This window comes from Enterobacter sp. SENG-6, assembly GCF_001605945.1.
Taxonomy (GTDB): domain Bacteria; phylum Pseudomonadota; class Gammaproteobacteria; order Enterobacterales; family Enterobacteriaceae; genus Enterobacter; species Enterobacter cloacae.
This window is the reverse complement of sequence record NZ_LOMM01000004.1, coordinates 113,911-127,599: the sequence shown is the minus strand read 5'-3', so window position 1 is coordinate 127,599 and position 13,689 is coordinate 113,911. Positions and strand designations below refer to the sequence as shown.

The 13,689-nt window shown below is 56.6% G+C and carries 12 protein-coding genes; 8 read left to right on the top strand and 4 right to left on the bottom strand.

The features are described from left to right. Nucleotides 1-26: 26 nt before the first annotated feature. Nucleotides 27-350: a cupin domain-containing protein gene (locus AX755_RS02920; protein WP_013098568.1), complete on the bottom strand. Its 324-nt coding sequence runs from the start codon at nucleotides 348-350 to the stop codon at nucleotides 27-29. 135 nt (nucleotides 351-485) lie between these two features. Here AX755_RS02920 and AX755_RS02915 point away from each other — a divergent pair, with 135 nt between their 5' ends. Continuing rightward, complete coding sequence (locus AX755_RS02915) at nucleotides 486-1,178, top strand: aspartate/glutamate racemase (RefSeq protein ID WP_013098567.1); 693 nt, start codon at nucleotides 486-488, stop codon at nucleotides 1,176-1,178. Here AX755_RS02915 and AX755_RS02910 read toward each other — a convergent pair. Continuing rightward, complete coding sequence (locus AX755_RS02910) at nucleotides 1,173-2,099, bottom strand: LysR family transcriptional regulator (RefSeq protein ID WP_058650439.1); 927 nt, start codon at nucleotides 2,097-2,099, stop codon at nucleotides 1,173-1,175. The two genes, AX755_RS02915 and AX755_RS02910, sit on opposite strands and share 6 nt — an antisense overlap. 122 nt (nucleotides 2,100-2,221) lie before the next feature. On the opposite strand from AX755_RS02910, the gene lysA reads away from it, so the two are divergent. Beyond that, on the top strand, nucleotides 2,222-3,484 hold the full coding sequence (lysA, locus tag AX755_RS02905) for a diaminopimelate decarboxylase (RefSeq protein ID WP_040021662.1): 1,263 nt from the start codon (nucleotides 2,222-2,224) through the stop codon (nucleotides 3,482-3,484). Here the strand turns inward: lysA and AX755_RS02900 are convergent. After that, a complete protein-coding gene (locus tag AX755_RS02900; RefSeq protein ID WP_023620433.1) occupies nucleotides 3,454-4,491 on the bottom strand; it encodes a LacI family DNA-binding transcriptional regulator in 1,038 nt (345 codons plus the stop codon). The two genes, lysA and AX755_RS02900, sit on opposite strands and share 31 nt — an antisense overlap. 300 nt (nucleotides 4,492-4,791) lie before the next feature. Here AX755_RS02900 and AX755_RS02895 point away from each other — a divergent pair, with 300 nt between their 5' ends. The 4 genes from AX755_RS02895 to AX755_RS02880 all read left to right on the top strand — a co-directional run bounded on the left by AX755_RS02895 (nucleotide 4,792) and on the right by AX755_RS02880 (nucleotide 8,889). Further along, nucleotides 4,792-6,117, top strand: a complete 1,326-nt coding sequence (locus AX755_RS02895; protein ID WP_013098563.1) for a PTS sugar transporter subunit IIC — start codon at nucleotides 4,792-4,794, stop codon at nucleotides 6,115-6,117. A gap of 7 nt (nucleotides 6,118-6,124) precedes the next feature. After that, nucleotides 6,125-7,552, top strand: a complete 1,428-nt coding sequence (locus AX755_RS02890; protein ID WP_062856244.1) for a glycoside hydrolase family 1 protein — start codon at nucleotides 6,125-6,127, stop codon at nucleotides 7,550-7,552. 90 nt (nucleotides 7,553-7,642) lie between these two features. Further along, the gene (locus tag AX755_RS02885; protein WP_062856243.1) at nucleotides 7,643-8,416 is read left to right on the top strand and encodes a GntR family transcriptional regulator; all 774 of its coding nucleotides are present in this window, start codon (nucleotides 7,643-7,645) and stop codon (nucleotides 8,414-8,416) included. Continuing rightward, entirely contained in the window at nucleotides 8,413-8,889 is a 477-nt protein-coding gene (locus AX755_RS02880) for a GNAT family N-acetyltransferase (protein WP_040021659.1), read from the top strand. Before AX755_RS02885 ends, AX755_RS02880 begins: the two co-directional genes overlap by 4 nt. On the opposite strand, the gene galR is transcribed toward AX755_RS02880, so the two are convergent. Further along, a complete protein-coding gene (galR, locus tag AX755_RS02875) occupies nucleotides 8,850-9,866 on the bottom strand; it encodes an HTH-type transcriptional regulator GalR (protein WP_013098559.1) in 1,017 nt (338 codons plus the stop codon). The genes AX755_RS02880 and galR overlap by 40 nt on opposite strands. A gap of 422 nt (nucleotides 9,867-10,288) precedes the next feature. On the opposite strand from galR, the gene aas reads away from it, so the two are divergent. Then, complete coding sequence (aas, locus tag AX755_RS02870) at nucleotides 10,289-12,448, top strand: bifunctional acyl-ACP--phospholipid O-acyltransferase/long-chain-fatty-acid--ACP ligase (RefSeq protein ID WP_038420521.1); 2,160 nt, start codon at nucleotides 10,289-10,291, stop codon at nucleotides 12,446-12,448. Beyond that, on the top strand, nucleotides 12,441-13,634 hold the full coding sequence (lplT, locus tag AX755_RS02865; RefSeq protein ID WP_062856242.1) for a lysophospholipid transporter LplT: 1,194 nt from the start codon (nucleotides 12,441-12,443) through the stop codon (nucleotides 13,632-13,634). The genes aas and lplT overlap by 8 nt, the downstream gene beginning before the upstream one ends. Nucleotides 13,635-13,689 lie beyond the last annotated feature (55 nt).

The window sequence follows — 13,689 nt, the reverse complement described above, 5'->3', positions numbered from 1 at the left end:
AAGGGCGCTGAAATCAGCGCCCTTTTTTATTGTAGAAAATCTTCCCGTACGGGGGTAAAGGTATCCAGCAGGGTGCCGGGTTGAAGACATACGCAGCCGTGCATGACGTGTGGCGCTTTGTAGAGCGTATCGCCGGCCCTGACGATATGCTTCTCTTCACCAATGGTGAATTCGAACTCACCGGACAGCACATAGGTTAGCTGTTCATGCGGATGGCTATGCATCGGGCCAATCGCGCCCTGGGCGAAATTCACTTCAACCGCCATCATCTTACCGCTATGGGCCAGGATCCGACGGGTTACGCCGTTACCCAGATCGTCAAGCGTGGTCTCGTTGTGGAAAATAAACATGCCTTCCCTCATCATAAAATGAAATATTGTTTCATTTAATTTATATCACCTCTTTTTAAAAAGAAACGGCGCGACAAAGAACTGGAAACGCGATCACAAGTTTGCTTCACTGAGATAAACAGAGAAGGAGGGATAATGAAAACAATCGGCCTGCTGGGTGGCATGAGCTGGGAATCGACCATTCCCTACTATCGTTTAATTAATGAAGGGGTGAAGCAGCGCCTCGGGGGACTGCATTCTGCCAGTCTGCTGCTGCACAGCGTGGACTTCCATGAGATTGAAGCGTGCCAGTCGAGCGGTGAATGGGACAAAGCCGGAGAGATACTGGCGCAGGCGGCACTCGGGCTTCAGCGTGCCGGTGCCGAAGGGATTTTGCTCTGTACCAACACGATGCATAAAGTCGCTTCGCACATTGAAGCGCGTTGCCCGCTGCCGTTTTTGCATATTGCGGATGCAACAGGGCGCGCGATTGGCGCGGCGGGGATGCGTCGCGTGGCGCTGCTGGGAACGCGCTACACCATGGAGCAGGATTTTTACCGTGGCCGGTTGAGCAGTGAGTTCGGTATCGAAAGCCTGATCCCGGATGACGCCGACCGGGCGCGCATTAATCAGATTATTTTTGATGAGCTTTGCCTCGGCACCTTCAGTGAGTCTTCCCGGGCGTATTACGTCAGCGTGATTGAACAACTTGCCCGGCAGGGGGCAGAAGGGGTGATCTTCGGCTGTACCGAGATCGGCCTGCTGGTACCGGCTGAGCGAAGCCCGATCCCGGTATTCGACACTGCCGCCATTCACGCTGCCGATGCGGTGGAGTTTATGCTGTCATAACGGATTTTGCCGGTCAGGTAAGCGAAGCGCCACCTCACGCGCATGCTCAACTAAATGCCCGGTAAAGGCATCAACCAGTGCCGACGCCGGGCGATGCAGGGGGCGGATCAGGCTGACGGTAAACGGGACGGAGAGGCTAAACGGGCGAATCACAATCTCGCTCCCGGCGTAGTCCAGCGCTGTAAGCGGGTTAACCACGGCTACGCCTACCCCGGCACGTACCATCGCGCATATTGAGGCCGCGCTGTGCGTTTCCACCACCATCCGGCGTTTTACCTGATGTTCGGCAAACAGCGTGTCCAGCAGTTGTCGGTAGCTGTCGGTCTGCGACAGGCTAATGTAATTTTCCCCGTGGAAATCAGCGGGGGTCAGCATTGCTTTACTGGCAAGCCGGTGCCCGGCAGGAAGCACGCAAACCTCATCCAGCGTGAGCAGTTCCGTGCGCTCCGTACCTGCAGGGGTGGTGAGGGTTTCGGTTAACCCCAGGTCGTGACGCTGCGCTGAAAGCCACTCTTCCAGCAGCGGAGATTCCTGCGGCACGATAGTGAGACTGACCTCCGGATAGCGGGCCAGAAAAGGCTGCAGCAGCGTCGGTAAAAAGGATTGTGAAAAGACGGGCAGGCAGACAATCGACAGTTCGCCCTGACGAAACTCGCGCAGGCTTTCCGCCGCACTGACAATTCTGTCCAGCCCATACCACGAGCGCTGCACTTCCTCGAACAGACGCAGCCCTTGTACCGTTGGGTGCAGCCGGCCCCGGGTGCGTTCAAACAGTTTCAGTCCCAGCACTTTCTCGAACCGTGCCAGCTCGCGGCTTACCGTAGGCTGCGAGGTGTGCAGCATCTGCGCGGCTTCGGTGAGGTTGCCGGCGGTCATCACGGCGTGAAAAATCTCAATATGGCGTAAGTTGACGGCGGGCATAGGGCACCTGAAAGCGAAGGACTGTCCATATCATTTTTGCATAGACTCGCGATAAAACGATATTTTTTATTCTCTTTCTGCTGTGGCGTAATCATAAAAAAGATGACCACCCGGAGAAGACCATGCCACGCCCGCTTAACCAGACTGACACCGATTTAAATGCCGATAACCTGCTGCGCCTGCCTGCCGAGTTTGGCTGCCCGGTATGGGTCTACGATGCGCAAATCGTTCGCGAGAAGATTGCCGCGCTGCATCAGTTTGACGTGGTGCGTTTTGCCCAGAAGGCGTGCTCCAATATCCATATCCTGCGCCTGATGCGCGAGCAGGGCGTGAAGGTTGACTCCGTGTCGCTGGGGGAAATCGAGCGCGCGCTGGCGGCTGGCTTCGATCCTAAAACCGATCCTGACGCAATTGTCTTTACTGCGGATCTGATCGACGACGCGACGCTTGCCCGCGTGCATGAACTGCAGATCCCGGTTAATGCCGGGTCTGTGGATATGCTGGAACAGCTTGGACAGGTTTCCCCCGGCCACCGCGTCTGGCTACGTGTGAACCCCGGTTTTGGCCATGGTCACAGCCAGAAAACCAACACTGGCGGTGAAAACAGTAAACACGGCATCTGGTATGCCGATATGCCAGCCGCCCTGGAGGTATTACAGCGTTACAACCTGAAGCTGGTGGGCATTCATATGCACATTGGTTCGGGCGTGGATTACGGTCACCTGGAACAGGTGTGCGGCGCGATGGTGCGTCAGGTTATCGACTTTGGGCAGGATCTGGAGGCGATCTCCGCCGGTGGTGGCCTCTCGATTCCTTATCGTGAAGGGGAAGAGGCGATCGATACCGATCACTATTACGGCCTGTGGAGCGCCGCCCGCGACAAAGTGGCCGCGCATGTGGGACATCCGGTGAAGCTCGAAATTGAACCGGGTCGTTTCCTGGTGGCGGAATCTGGCGTGCTGGTTGCTCAGGTGCGTAGCGTGAAAGAGATGGGATCGCGCCACTTCGTACTGATTGATGCGGGCTTTAATGACCTGATGCGTCCGTCCATGTATGGCAGCTACCACCATATTTCAGCGCTCGCCGCCGATGGCCGCGATTTAACCGACGCCCCACGTATTGATACGGTTGTCGCAGGCCCGCTGTGTGAATCGGGCGATGTCTTTACCCAGCAGGAAGGGGGTAAAGTTGAAACTCGCGCGCTGCCGGAGGTGAAACCCGGGGATTATCTGGTGCTGCACGATACCGGCGCTTATGGGGCGTCGATGTCTTCTAACTACAATAGCCGCCCGCTGCTGCCGGAAGTGCTGTTTGATAACGGCAAGGCGCGGCTGATCCGTCGCCGCCAGACCATTCAGGAGCTGCTGGCGCTGGAACTCGTCTGAGTAAAATATGGCCCCGTGGTTACCGAGTCGCGTAGTACCAGCGTACCGGTAAACGGCGGGATCGCTTCTACCGGCTGGTTTTTTGCCAGCCGGATCGCCTGGTCGATGGCCGTGACAATCATATTATCTATCGGCAGATAGACCGATGAGAGCGCAGGCTCCAGCCATTTTGCGCTGGGCGCATCGTCAAAGCCAAACAGTGAAATATCCTGCGGGATCTTCAGCCCTGCCTGGTGCAAGGCTTTGGAGGCTCCCAGCGCCATATCATCGTTACAGGCAAACAGGGCGCTAAACGGCACACCGTCGGCAATCAACTCCCTGCATAGCTCATACCCCCGCGTCATGCCCGCATCGCCGTACTTAATCCGGCGCTCATCCAGACGAATGCCGTGCTTTTCCAGCGCCTTACGGTAGCCCATCAGGCGGGCTTTACCGGTAGGGGTGTGGATGGGGACGGTAATACAGGCGATCTCCCGGTGGCCCTGGTTTATCAGGTAATCCACGGCCTTAAAGGCGGCATCCTGCTGTTCGAAGAAGACGCAGCGATCGGGAGCCTGGCTGACTTCCCGGTTGATGACCACCAGCGGGGTTTGCACGGAGTGGATCAACTTCATGATCGCTTTTTCGCTCATGTACCGCGTGTAGAGCACAATGGCGTCACACTTGCGATCGGCCAGCATCTGTACCGCCTGTTCTTCCTGTTCCGGCGCGTCATGACCATCGGTGACGATCAGCTGCTTCCCGTGCGTTTCGGTCTGCCGGGAGGCCTGCTGAAGGAGGCGGCCAAAGTAAAAGCCATCGAAGGTTGAGACCACCAGACCAATGCTGTTGCTGGTCTGGTTAGCCAGCGAACGCGCGAGAAAATTCGGGCGATACCCCAGCTCTTCCATTGCCGCGAACACCTGCTGACGCGTGCTCTCTTTGACCTGACCTGTGCCGTTCAGCACGCGCGATACCGTGGCTTTTGATACACCTGCGCGCAGTGAGACATCCAGCATTGTTGCCATTAGACATTCCTGATTCCACGTAACGATCTGCAGTTTAACACAGACCATCCGGCGCATAAGCGACGCGGGAAGGGCAAAACGCCCATCACGATCACGCTTTTCAGTAACGATCTGTCAGAACCGAAGAAATTGCTGCAATTGGTATGCCAAATTGGTCATAAATCACGATCTGGAATACCGCTGGTGGTGTTGAGAGCTTAATCACAGAACCATTACCCTCATAAAGCTATTTTTGGTATGCCAATAGTATCCGGCTGTACACCTTATTCAATAAAAGCCCTTTTACTGAGGTAATACCCTATGGCATTGCAGGAAAAACTGATCGACGCTCTGGGCAGTTTCGCCACTAAATTCAACAGTTATCGCTATATCATGGCGATCAAGTCAGCCTTCATTACCTTAATGCCGGTCATCATCGTTGGGGCGTTCTCTGTGCTGATCTCCAATATGGTGCTGGATCCGAAAAACGGCCTGGCGAGCTTCTCGTCGCTGTCGTTCCTCGCCGCGCTAAAGCCGATCACCAGCGCGCTGAATTACGCCACGCTGAACTTCCTTAACATTGGCGCGGTATTCCTGATTGGCATTGAGTTGGGGCGCATCAACGGTATCAAATCCCTTTTCCCGGGGTTGCTGGCGGTGATCTGCTTTATTTGCGTGACGCCCACCACCGTGGAGATGCTGGTGGATGGTGAAATGCACGTGGTGAAAGATGTGCTGCTGCGCCAGTTCTCAGATACCCGCAGCCTGTTCCTCGGCATGTTTATCGCCATTCTGTCCGTTGAAATCTACTGCTGGCTGGAGAACCGCCCGGGGCTGAAGATCCGAATGCCGGACACCGTGCCGCCTAACGTGGCTGCGTCGTTCTCCGCGCTGATCCCGGCGATTATTACCACCACTGCCATTGCCACGCTGGGGTTTGTGTTTCATCAGATCACCGGGATGTATCTCTACGACGCGGTGTATCAGGTGGTGCAACAGCCGCTGGAGCGGGTGGTGCAAAGTCTGCCTGGGATCCTGCTGCTGATGTTCGTTGCACAGCTTTTCTGGGTGATTGGTATCCACGGCAACCAGATGATCAAGCCGATCCGCGAGCCGCTGCTGCTGGGGGCGATCACCGTCAACATGAGTGCGTTTGAGCAGGGTAAAGAGGTGCCGAACATCATCACCATGCCGTTCTGGGATGTATATATGAGCATCGGCGGTTCGGGCCTGACTATCGGCCTGCTGATCGCGGTGATGATTGCCACCAAACGCAAGGAGATGAAAGAGATCGCCAAGCTTTCCATCGGCCCGGGGATTTTTAATATCAACGAGCCGGTGATCTTCGGTATGCCAATCATGCTTAACCCGATCCTCGCCATTCCCTTCATTATCACTCCACTGGTGACGGGCTCCATCGGCTACTTCGCCACCGTGACCGGGTTTGCCGGTAAAGCGGTGGTGATGGTGCCGTGGACGACGCCGCCGCTGATCAACGCCTGGCTCTCTACGGCAGGTTCGATGGGGGCGGTGATCACCCAGCTCATCTGCATTGTGACGGCGGTGATTATCTATCTGCCGTTTGTGAAAATCGCTTCACGCCGCGCAGAGCAGGCCGCGCTGCAGCAGGCCACTGACAACCCGTGAGGATGCGATGAGCACAAAACAGATAGCCATACCGCAGGATTTTATTCTCGGCGCGGCCGCATCGGCCTGGCAGACCGAAGGCTGGAGCGGTAAAAAGCCGGGGCAGGATTCATGGATCGATCTCTGGTACAAGAATGACCGTCACGTCTGGCACAACGGCTATGGCCCGGCGGTGGCGACCGATTTTATCAACCGTTTTCGCGAGGATGTGGCCCTGATGAAGCAGGCGGGGCTGACGCACTACCGCACCTCGATCAACTGGTCACGCTTTTTAACCGACTACGAAAACGCGACGGTGGATGAAGAGTACGCTGCCTACTACGACGCGCTGTTCGATGAGATGCACCGTCAGGGCATTGAGCCGATGATCTGCCTCGAACATTACGAACTGCCGGGCGTGCTGCTGGATACCTACGGCGGCTGGGCGTCAAAGCATGTGGTTGAGCTGTTTGTCCGCTATGCGGAAAAGGTCTTTGCACGCTACCACGGTAAAGTGACCCGCTGGTTTACCTTCAACGAGCCGATTGTCGTCCAGACCCGCGTCTATCTGGACGCGCTGCGTTGGCCGTATGAGCAGAACACCGGCACGTGGATGCAGTGGAATCACCATAAGGTGCTGGCGACGGCAAAGGTGGTGAAGCTGTTTCGCGAGAAAGGCTATCGCGGTTCTGTGGGCTGTATTCTCAACCCGGAGGTGACCTATCCCCGCTCCCGCGCACCGCATGACGCGCGGGCCGCTGAGATGTATGACCTGTTCTACAACCGTGTATTCCTCGACCCGCTGGTCCACGGGTGCTATCCCGCAGAGCTTTTTGCCCTGCTGGAGCAGCATCAGGTTGAGTGGGAGTACACCGCGGACGAACTGGCGCTGATTGCGGATAACACCGTCGACGAACTGGGGATTAACCTCTACTACCCGCACCGTGTGAAGGCACCTTCCCGCGCCTGGCATCCGGACACGCCATTCCACCCGGCATACTACTACGAGCCGTTTGAACTGCCGGGGCGGCGCATGAACCGCTCCCGCGGCTGGGAGATCTACCCGCGTATTATTTACGACATGGCGATGCGGATTAAAAAAGACTATCGCAATATCGACTGGTTCGTGGCGGAAAGCGGAATGGGAGTGGAAAACGAAGCGCAATTTCGCAATCGCGATGGGATTATCGACGACACTTACCGCATCGATTTCATCAGCGAGCACCTCTACTACACGCTGCTGGCGCGGGAGGAGGGGGCGAACTGCCATGGCTATATGCTGTGGGCATTTACCGACAACGTCTCGCCGATGAACGCGTTTAAAAACCGCTATGGGTTGATTGAGATCGATCTGGATAACCAGCGTGCCAGACGTGCAAAAAAATCAGCCTCCTGGTTCCGGCAGCTACGCGATACGCGGAGGCTCACGCTTCAGGTTGATGATGAATGGAAGTAGGCGAAAAGCATGCCGGTTCTGGTAAAATAGCGCACAAACTGGCCGGGAGGACGCCCGGTCTGCGCATTAACTGAAAAAACAGGTGAAAACGTGGATAAGGCTGTCATCCTGCCGGAAAAAAAACAGTACCAGGAAATTGGCGAGGATTTACGGGCGCAGATTATCCGGGGGCACTATCCCGTTGGTTCGCGCCTTCCTCCTGAGCGCAATATTGCCGAGAAGTACGGCGTAAGCCGCACCATCGTGCGTGAGGCCTTACTGATGCTGGAGTTGCAGGGCACGGTGGATATTCGCCAGGGCTCCGGTGTTTATGTGATGCGCATCCCCGAAGAGCATGAAAACGAAGAAGAGCGTTTTCTCAATAGCGACGTGGGGCCGTTTGAGATTTTACAGGCCCGTCAGCTCCTCGAAAGCAATATTGCCGCGTTTGCCGCCAAAATGGCGACCCGTGCAGACATCGACAATCTGCGCCGTATTATCGAGCAGGAGCAACGCGCGATTGCCGCCGACGATAATAGTCAGGACAACAATAAGATGTTCCATCTGGTCCTGGCGGGCGCGACGCAAAATCAGATGCTGCTGGCGACGGTGGAGAGTATCTGGCATCACATGGACAGCAGTCCGCTGTGGCAGCAGTTTAATGGCCACATCGCCAGCCGCGCGTACCGCCTGAAATGGCTGGGTGACCGGCAAACCATCCTGGCCGCGCTGCGCCGCCGTGACGTCATGGGCGCCTGGCAGGCAATGTTCCAGCATCTGGAAAACGTGAAAAAAAGCTTACTTGAACTCTCAGACGAAGATGCGCCGGATTTTGACGGCTATCTCTTTGAATCTGTGCCTATTTTCCAGGGGAAGCCGGTATGACTATTCTGCCGCTCTACGCCGCACCGCAGTATGCGGAGCAGGTGACCGACTGGATCTGGCAGGCCTTTGGCGACGGCCTGCCCCGGGCGTTTTTCCACAGTATTGTTGAGCACAGCCAGACGCCGGGCGCATTACCGCTGACTTTTATTGCCCTGGAGAACGAACAGCTTGTGGGCACCGTGGGGCTCTGGCGCTGCGATCTGATCACCCGACAGGATCTTTGCCCCTGGCTGGCAGCCCTGTACGTGGATGACGCGGCGCGAGGCAAGGGGCTGGCGGGGCTGCTGCAAAAGCATGTTATCCACTATGCCGCGCAGGCCGGGTATGACACGTTGCATCTCTGGTCTGCCTGCCGTGACTTCTACGAACGTTACGGCTGGCAGTATATCGGCGATGCGCTGGAGTACCCGGACAAAACGGTACATCTCTATCGCTATTCGTCCGGGGCTTCGGCGGGTGCCCCAACAGAGTGACGGCGCACTAACGTTGGACTAAACAGGTGGGTGATTTCCGGTGGTTGACGCTGCTCGGCGAGTGCTAACGCCAGCTCGGCCGCCTGCGTGGCCATGGTGATAATGGGGTAGCGGACGGTGGTCAGGCGAGGGCGCACGTAGCGGGAGACCAGCACATCATCGAAGCCAATAAGGGAAATTTCTCCCGGCACCTCAATCCCGTTGTCATTTAACACCCCCATAGCTCCGGCTGCCATCGAGTCGTTATAGCTGGCGACTGCGGTGAAGTTCCTTCCACGTCCTAAGAGCTCTGTCATTGCCTGTTCGCCGCCGCTCTCGTCGGGTTCACCGTAAGCCACCAGCCGGTCATTGCACGGCAGACCGTTTTCGCGCAGGGCATCGTAATACCCCTGCAGGCGATCTTCGGCATCGGAAATGGGGTGGTTTGAGCAGAGATAACCAATGCGGGTGTGACCCTGTTGAATCAGATGGCGGGTGGCAAGCCAGGCACCGTAGCGGTCGTCGAGCGCCACGCAGCGTTTCTCAAACCCGGGAATAATCCGGTTGATGATCACCATGCCGGGGATCTGCTTCATCAGATGAATGAGTTCGGCGTCGGGGATCATTTTGGCATGGACAACCAGCGCCGCGCAGCGGTGGCGGATCAGTTGCTCGATAGCCTGGCGTTCTTTTTGTTCATTATGATAGCCATTGCCGATCAGCAAAAAATTCCCGGTCTGATAAGAAACCTGCTCAACCGCTTTCACCATGGCGCCGAAAAAGGGGTCAGAGACATCACCCACAACCAGCCCGATGGTTTCGGTTGACTGTTGAGCGAGCGCACGGGCGTTAGCATTAGGATGGTAGTTCAGAGATTCCATGGCGTTTTGCACCGCCTGGCGTGATGCGTCACTGGCTTTTGGGGAGTCGTTGATCACGCGCGACACGGTCGCGACGGAAACACCTGCCAGACGGGCCACATCCTTTATTGTCGCCATTCATTACCTTCTTAGTGGGGGTAAGCGTTTACACGCCAATAAGTGTTGCGGAAAAGCGCCGTGCATTCAAGGGGGGCGCACTTTCCCTCTCCACAAACGTGACGCAGCACAACCCCGGCGGTGTAATCGTTACACGGCCAGACATGTCGGAATAATGTCAATCTGAACCTTTAGTTACACTTTGCCTCAGGCTGTTGCGATTGTCCGATAGCGGGAAAGAAGACGACATTGATAAAGTTGAGATCCCAGAGGTATTGATTGGTGAGATTTCTTAGTACGGTTTCGTACTCATCTCTTGCACCAACCTGCGCGGATGCGCAGGTTTTTTTTCGCCTCTATTTTTGCTGTCGCTCCTGTACCACTTCTCGTGTAATCTGCCACCATTTACTTACCCTTCACACTGGCTGGCAAAGGGAGTTGAGATGCTTTTTGGGTTCTTTCGCACACTGTTCCGTATCCTCTTTCGCGTCCGTTTAACGGGCGATGCAACGGCGCTCCGCGGTGAGCGTGTACTTATCACACCAAACCATGTTTCCTTTATCGACGGCATCCTGCTGGCGCTGTTTCTGCCTGTGCGCCCGGTGTTTGCGGTCTATACCTCTATTAGTCAGCAGTGGTACATGCGCTGGCTCACCCCGCTGATTGATTTTGTGCCGCTCGACCCGACAAAACCGATGATGATTAAACATCTGGTACGTCTGGTTGAGCAGGGACGTCCGGTGGTGATTTTCCCGGAAGGGCGGATCTCGGTCACCGGCTCGCTGATGAAAATCTACGACGGGGCAGGGTTTGTGGCGGCGAAGTCAAAAGCGACCGTTGTGCCACTGCGTATTGAAGGGGCGGAGCTCACCCATTTCAGTCGTCTGAAAGGGTTAGTGAAGCAGCGCCTGTTCCCGAAAATTACCCTGCATATTCTGCCGCCAACCTCATTACCGATGCCCGACGCGCCGCGTGCGCGCGACCGCCGTAAAATCGCCGGTGAAATGCTGCACCAGATCATGATGGAAGCGCGGATGGCCGTCCGCCCGCGCGAAACGCTCTATGAGTCTCTGCTGTCGGCGCAGTACCGCTATGGCGCGAAGAAAAACTGCATTGAAGACATTAACTTCACCCCGGACACCTATCGCAAGCTGCTGACCAAAACCCTGTTCGTGGGACGTATTCTTGAGAAATATAGCCAGAAAGGCGAGAAGATTGGCCTGATGCTGCCGAACGCCGGGATCAGCGCGGCGGTGATTTTTGGCGCGGTTTCCCGGGGCCGTATCCCGGCGATGATGAACTACACGGCGGGCGTAAAAGGGCTGACCAGTGCCATCACCGCGGCTCAAATCAATACCGTTTTCACCTCGCGCCAGTTCCTCGATAAAGGCAAGCTGTGGCACCTGCCGGAGCAGCTGACGCAGGTACGCTGGGTCTTCCTGGAAGATCTGAAAGCGGACGTGACGACGGGTGACAAGCTGTGGATTTTCGCTCACCTGCTGATGCCGCGTCTGGCCCAGGTCAAACAGCAGCCGGAAGATGACGCCATTATCCTCTTTACCTCTGGCTCAGAGGGAAACCCGAAAGGGGTGGTTCACAGTCACAAGAGCATTCTGGCAAACGTGGAGCAGATTAAAAGTATTGCTGACTTTACCGCAAATGACCGGTTCATGTCGGCGCTGCCGCTGTTCCACTCCTTTGGCCTGACAGTGGGGCTTTTTACCCCGCTGTTGACCGGTGCCGAAGTGTTCCTTTACCCAAGCCCGCTCCATTATCGCATTGTGCCGGAGCTGGTATATGACCGTAACTGCACCGTACTGTTTGGCACCTCAACCTTCCTCGGTAATTACGCGCGCTTTGCCAATCCGTATGACTTTTACCGCGTGCGCTATGTGGTGGCCGGGGCGGAAAAACTGCAGGAGAGCACGCGCCAGATTTGGCAGGACAAGTTTGGTCTGCGCATTCTTGAAGGCTATGGCGTTACTGAGTGCGCGCCGGTGGTCTCGATCAACGTGCCGATGGCGGCGAAGCCGGGGACGGTGGGCCGTATTTTGCCGGGAATGGATGCGCGTCTGCTGGCGGTACCTGGCATTGAGGACGGTGGCCGTCTGCAACTTAAGGGGCCAAACGTGATGAACGGTTATCTGCGCGTGGAAAATCCGGGCGTGCTGGAAGTGCCGACGGCGGAAAACGTCAATGGCGAGAGTGAGACGGGCTGGTATGACACCGGAGATATTGTCCGTTTCGATGAACAGGGCTTCGTGCAGATCCAGGGCCGGGCTAAACGCTTCGCCAAAATTGCGGGTGAGATGGTCTCGCTGGAGATGGTTGAGCAACTGGCGACAGCGGTATCCGCTGACAAGCTGCATGCTACGGTTGTGAAGAGCGATGCCAGCAAAGGCGAAGCACTGGTGTTGTTCACCACAGACAGCGAACTGAAACGCGACCGGTTGCTACAGCATGCGCGTGAACATGGCATTCCTGAGCTGGCGGTACCGCGCGATATTCGTTACCTGAAGCAGCTTCCGGTGCTGGGCAGCGGGAAGCCTGATTTCGTGACCCTGAAGGGCATGGTTGACGAGGCGGAACAGCAAAATGCGTGAGTCAGTACACACTAACACTTCCCTCTGGTCGAAGGGCATGATGGCGGTCATTGCCGCCCAGTTTCTCTCTGCCTTCGGTGACAATGCGTTACTGTTTGCCACCCTGGCATTGCTGAAGGCCGAGTTTTATCCGGACTGGAGCCAGCCCATCCTGCAGATGGTGTTTGTGGGTGCTTACATTATTTTCGCTCCGTTTGTCGGACAGGTGGCGGACAGCTTCCCGAAAGGCCGGGTGATGATGTTTGCGAACGGCCTTAAACTGCTGGGCGCCGCCAGTATTTGTTTTGGTATCAACCCGTTTATCGGCTACACGCTGGTGGGCATTGGCGCAGCGGCGTACTCCCCGGCGAAGTATGGCATCCTGGGGGAACTCACGACCGGCGATAAGCTGGTGAAAGCCAACGGGCTGATGGAGTCCTCTACCATTGCGGCGATCCTGCTCGGCTCTGTCGCAGGGGGCGTACTGGCTGACTGGCATGTGCTGGCGGCGCTGAGCGTGTGTGCAGTGGTGTATGGCGGGGCGGTGGTAGCCAACCTGTTTATTCCAAAATTGCCGGTGGCACGCCCGGGGCAATCCTGGCGCTTTACGCCTATGACAGGCAGTTTCTTCAACGCCTGCCGCGTGCTGTGGCGTAACGGTGAAACGCGCTTCTCCCTGATGGGCACCAGCATGTTCTGGGGCGCAGGCGTCACGCTGCGTTTTCTGCTGGTGCTGTGGGTGCCGGTGGCGCTGGGGATTACTGACAATGCGACACCAACTTATCTTAACGCAATGGTGGCGATTGGGATTGTCGTTGGGGCTGGCGCGGCGGCGAAGCTGGTGACGCTTGAGACCGTTGCACGCTGCATGCCTGCGGGGATCCTGATTGGCGTGGTGGTGCTTATCTTCTCGCTGCAACACGCCTTGCTACCTGCCTACGCGCTGCTTGTCCTGATTGGTATTCTTGGGGGCTTTTTCGTTGTGCCGCTCAATGCGCTGTTGCAGGAACGCGGCAAGCAGACCGTCGGCGCAGGGAATGCCATTGCAGTGCAAAATCTCGGTGAAAACCTGGCGATGCTGTTAATGCTGGGGCTCTATTCGCTGGCCGTTAAAGTCGGTGTGCCGGTGGTGGGGATTGGCGTAGGATTCGGTGCGCTGTTTGCGCTGGCGATTACCGGATTATGGCTCTGGCAGCGTCGCCATTGATAAGAGCGGCCTGACGCCCTCACCACGGCCCTCTCCTACGGGAGAGGGCGCAAAC

Bases quoted from the DNA above. Each gene is read 5' to 3' on its own strand.
- galR (WP_013098559.1), bottom strand. From the start codon at position 9,866: ATGGCGACAATAAAGGATGTGGCCCGTCTGGCAGGTGTTTCCGTCGCG.
- AX755_RS02880 (WP_040021659.1), top strand. From the start codon at position 8,413: ATGACTATTCTGCCGCTCTACGCCGCACCGCAGTATGCGGAGCAGGTG.
- AX755_RS02890 (WP_062856244.1), top strand. From the start codon at position 6,125: ATGAGCACAAAACAGATAGCCATACCGCAGGATTTTATTCTCGGCGCG.
- lysA (WP_040021662.1), top strand. From the start codon at position 2,222: ATGCCACGCCCGCTTAACCAGACTGACACCGATTTAAATGCCGATAAC.
- AX755_RS02900 (WP_023620433.1), bottom strand. From the start codon at position 4,491: ATGGCAACAATGCTGGATGTCTCACTGCGCGCAGGTGTATCAAAAGCC.
- AX755_RS02895 (WP_013098563.1), top strand. From the start codon at position 4,792: ATGGCATTGCAGGAAAAACTGATCGACGCTCTGGGCAGTTTCGCCACT.
- AX755_RS02910 (WP_058650439.1), bottom strand. From the start codon at position 2,099: ATGCCCGCCGTCAACTTACGCCATATTGAGATTTTTCACGCCGTGATG.
- AX755_RS02915 (WP_013098567.1), top strand. From the start codon at position 486: ATGAAAACAATCGGCCTGCTGGGTGGCATGAGCTGGGAATCGACCATT.
- AX755_RS02920 (WP_013098568.1), bottom strand. From the start codon at position 350: ATGTTTATTTTCCACAACGAGACCACGCTTGACGATCTGGGTAACGGC.
- lplT (WP_062856242.1), top strand. From the start codon at position 12,441: ATGCGTGAGTCAGTACACACTAACACTTCCCTCTGGTCGAAGGGCATG.
- aas (WP_038420521.1), top strand. From the start codon at position 10,289: ATGCTTTTTGGGTTCTTTCGCACACTGTTCCGTATCCTCTTTCGCGTC.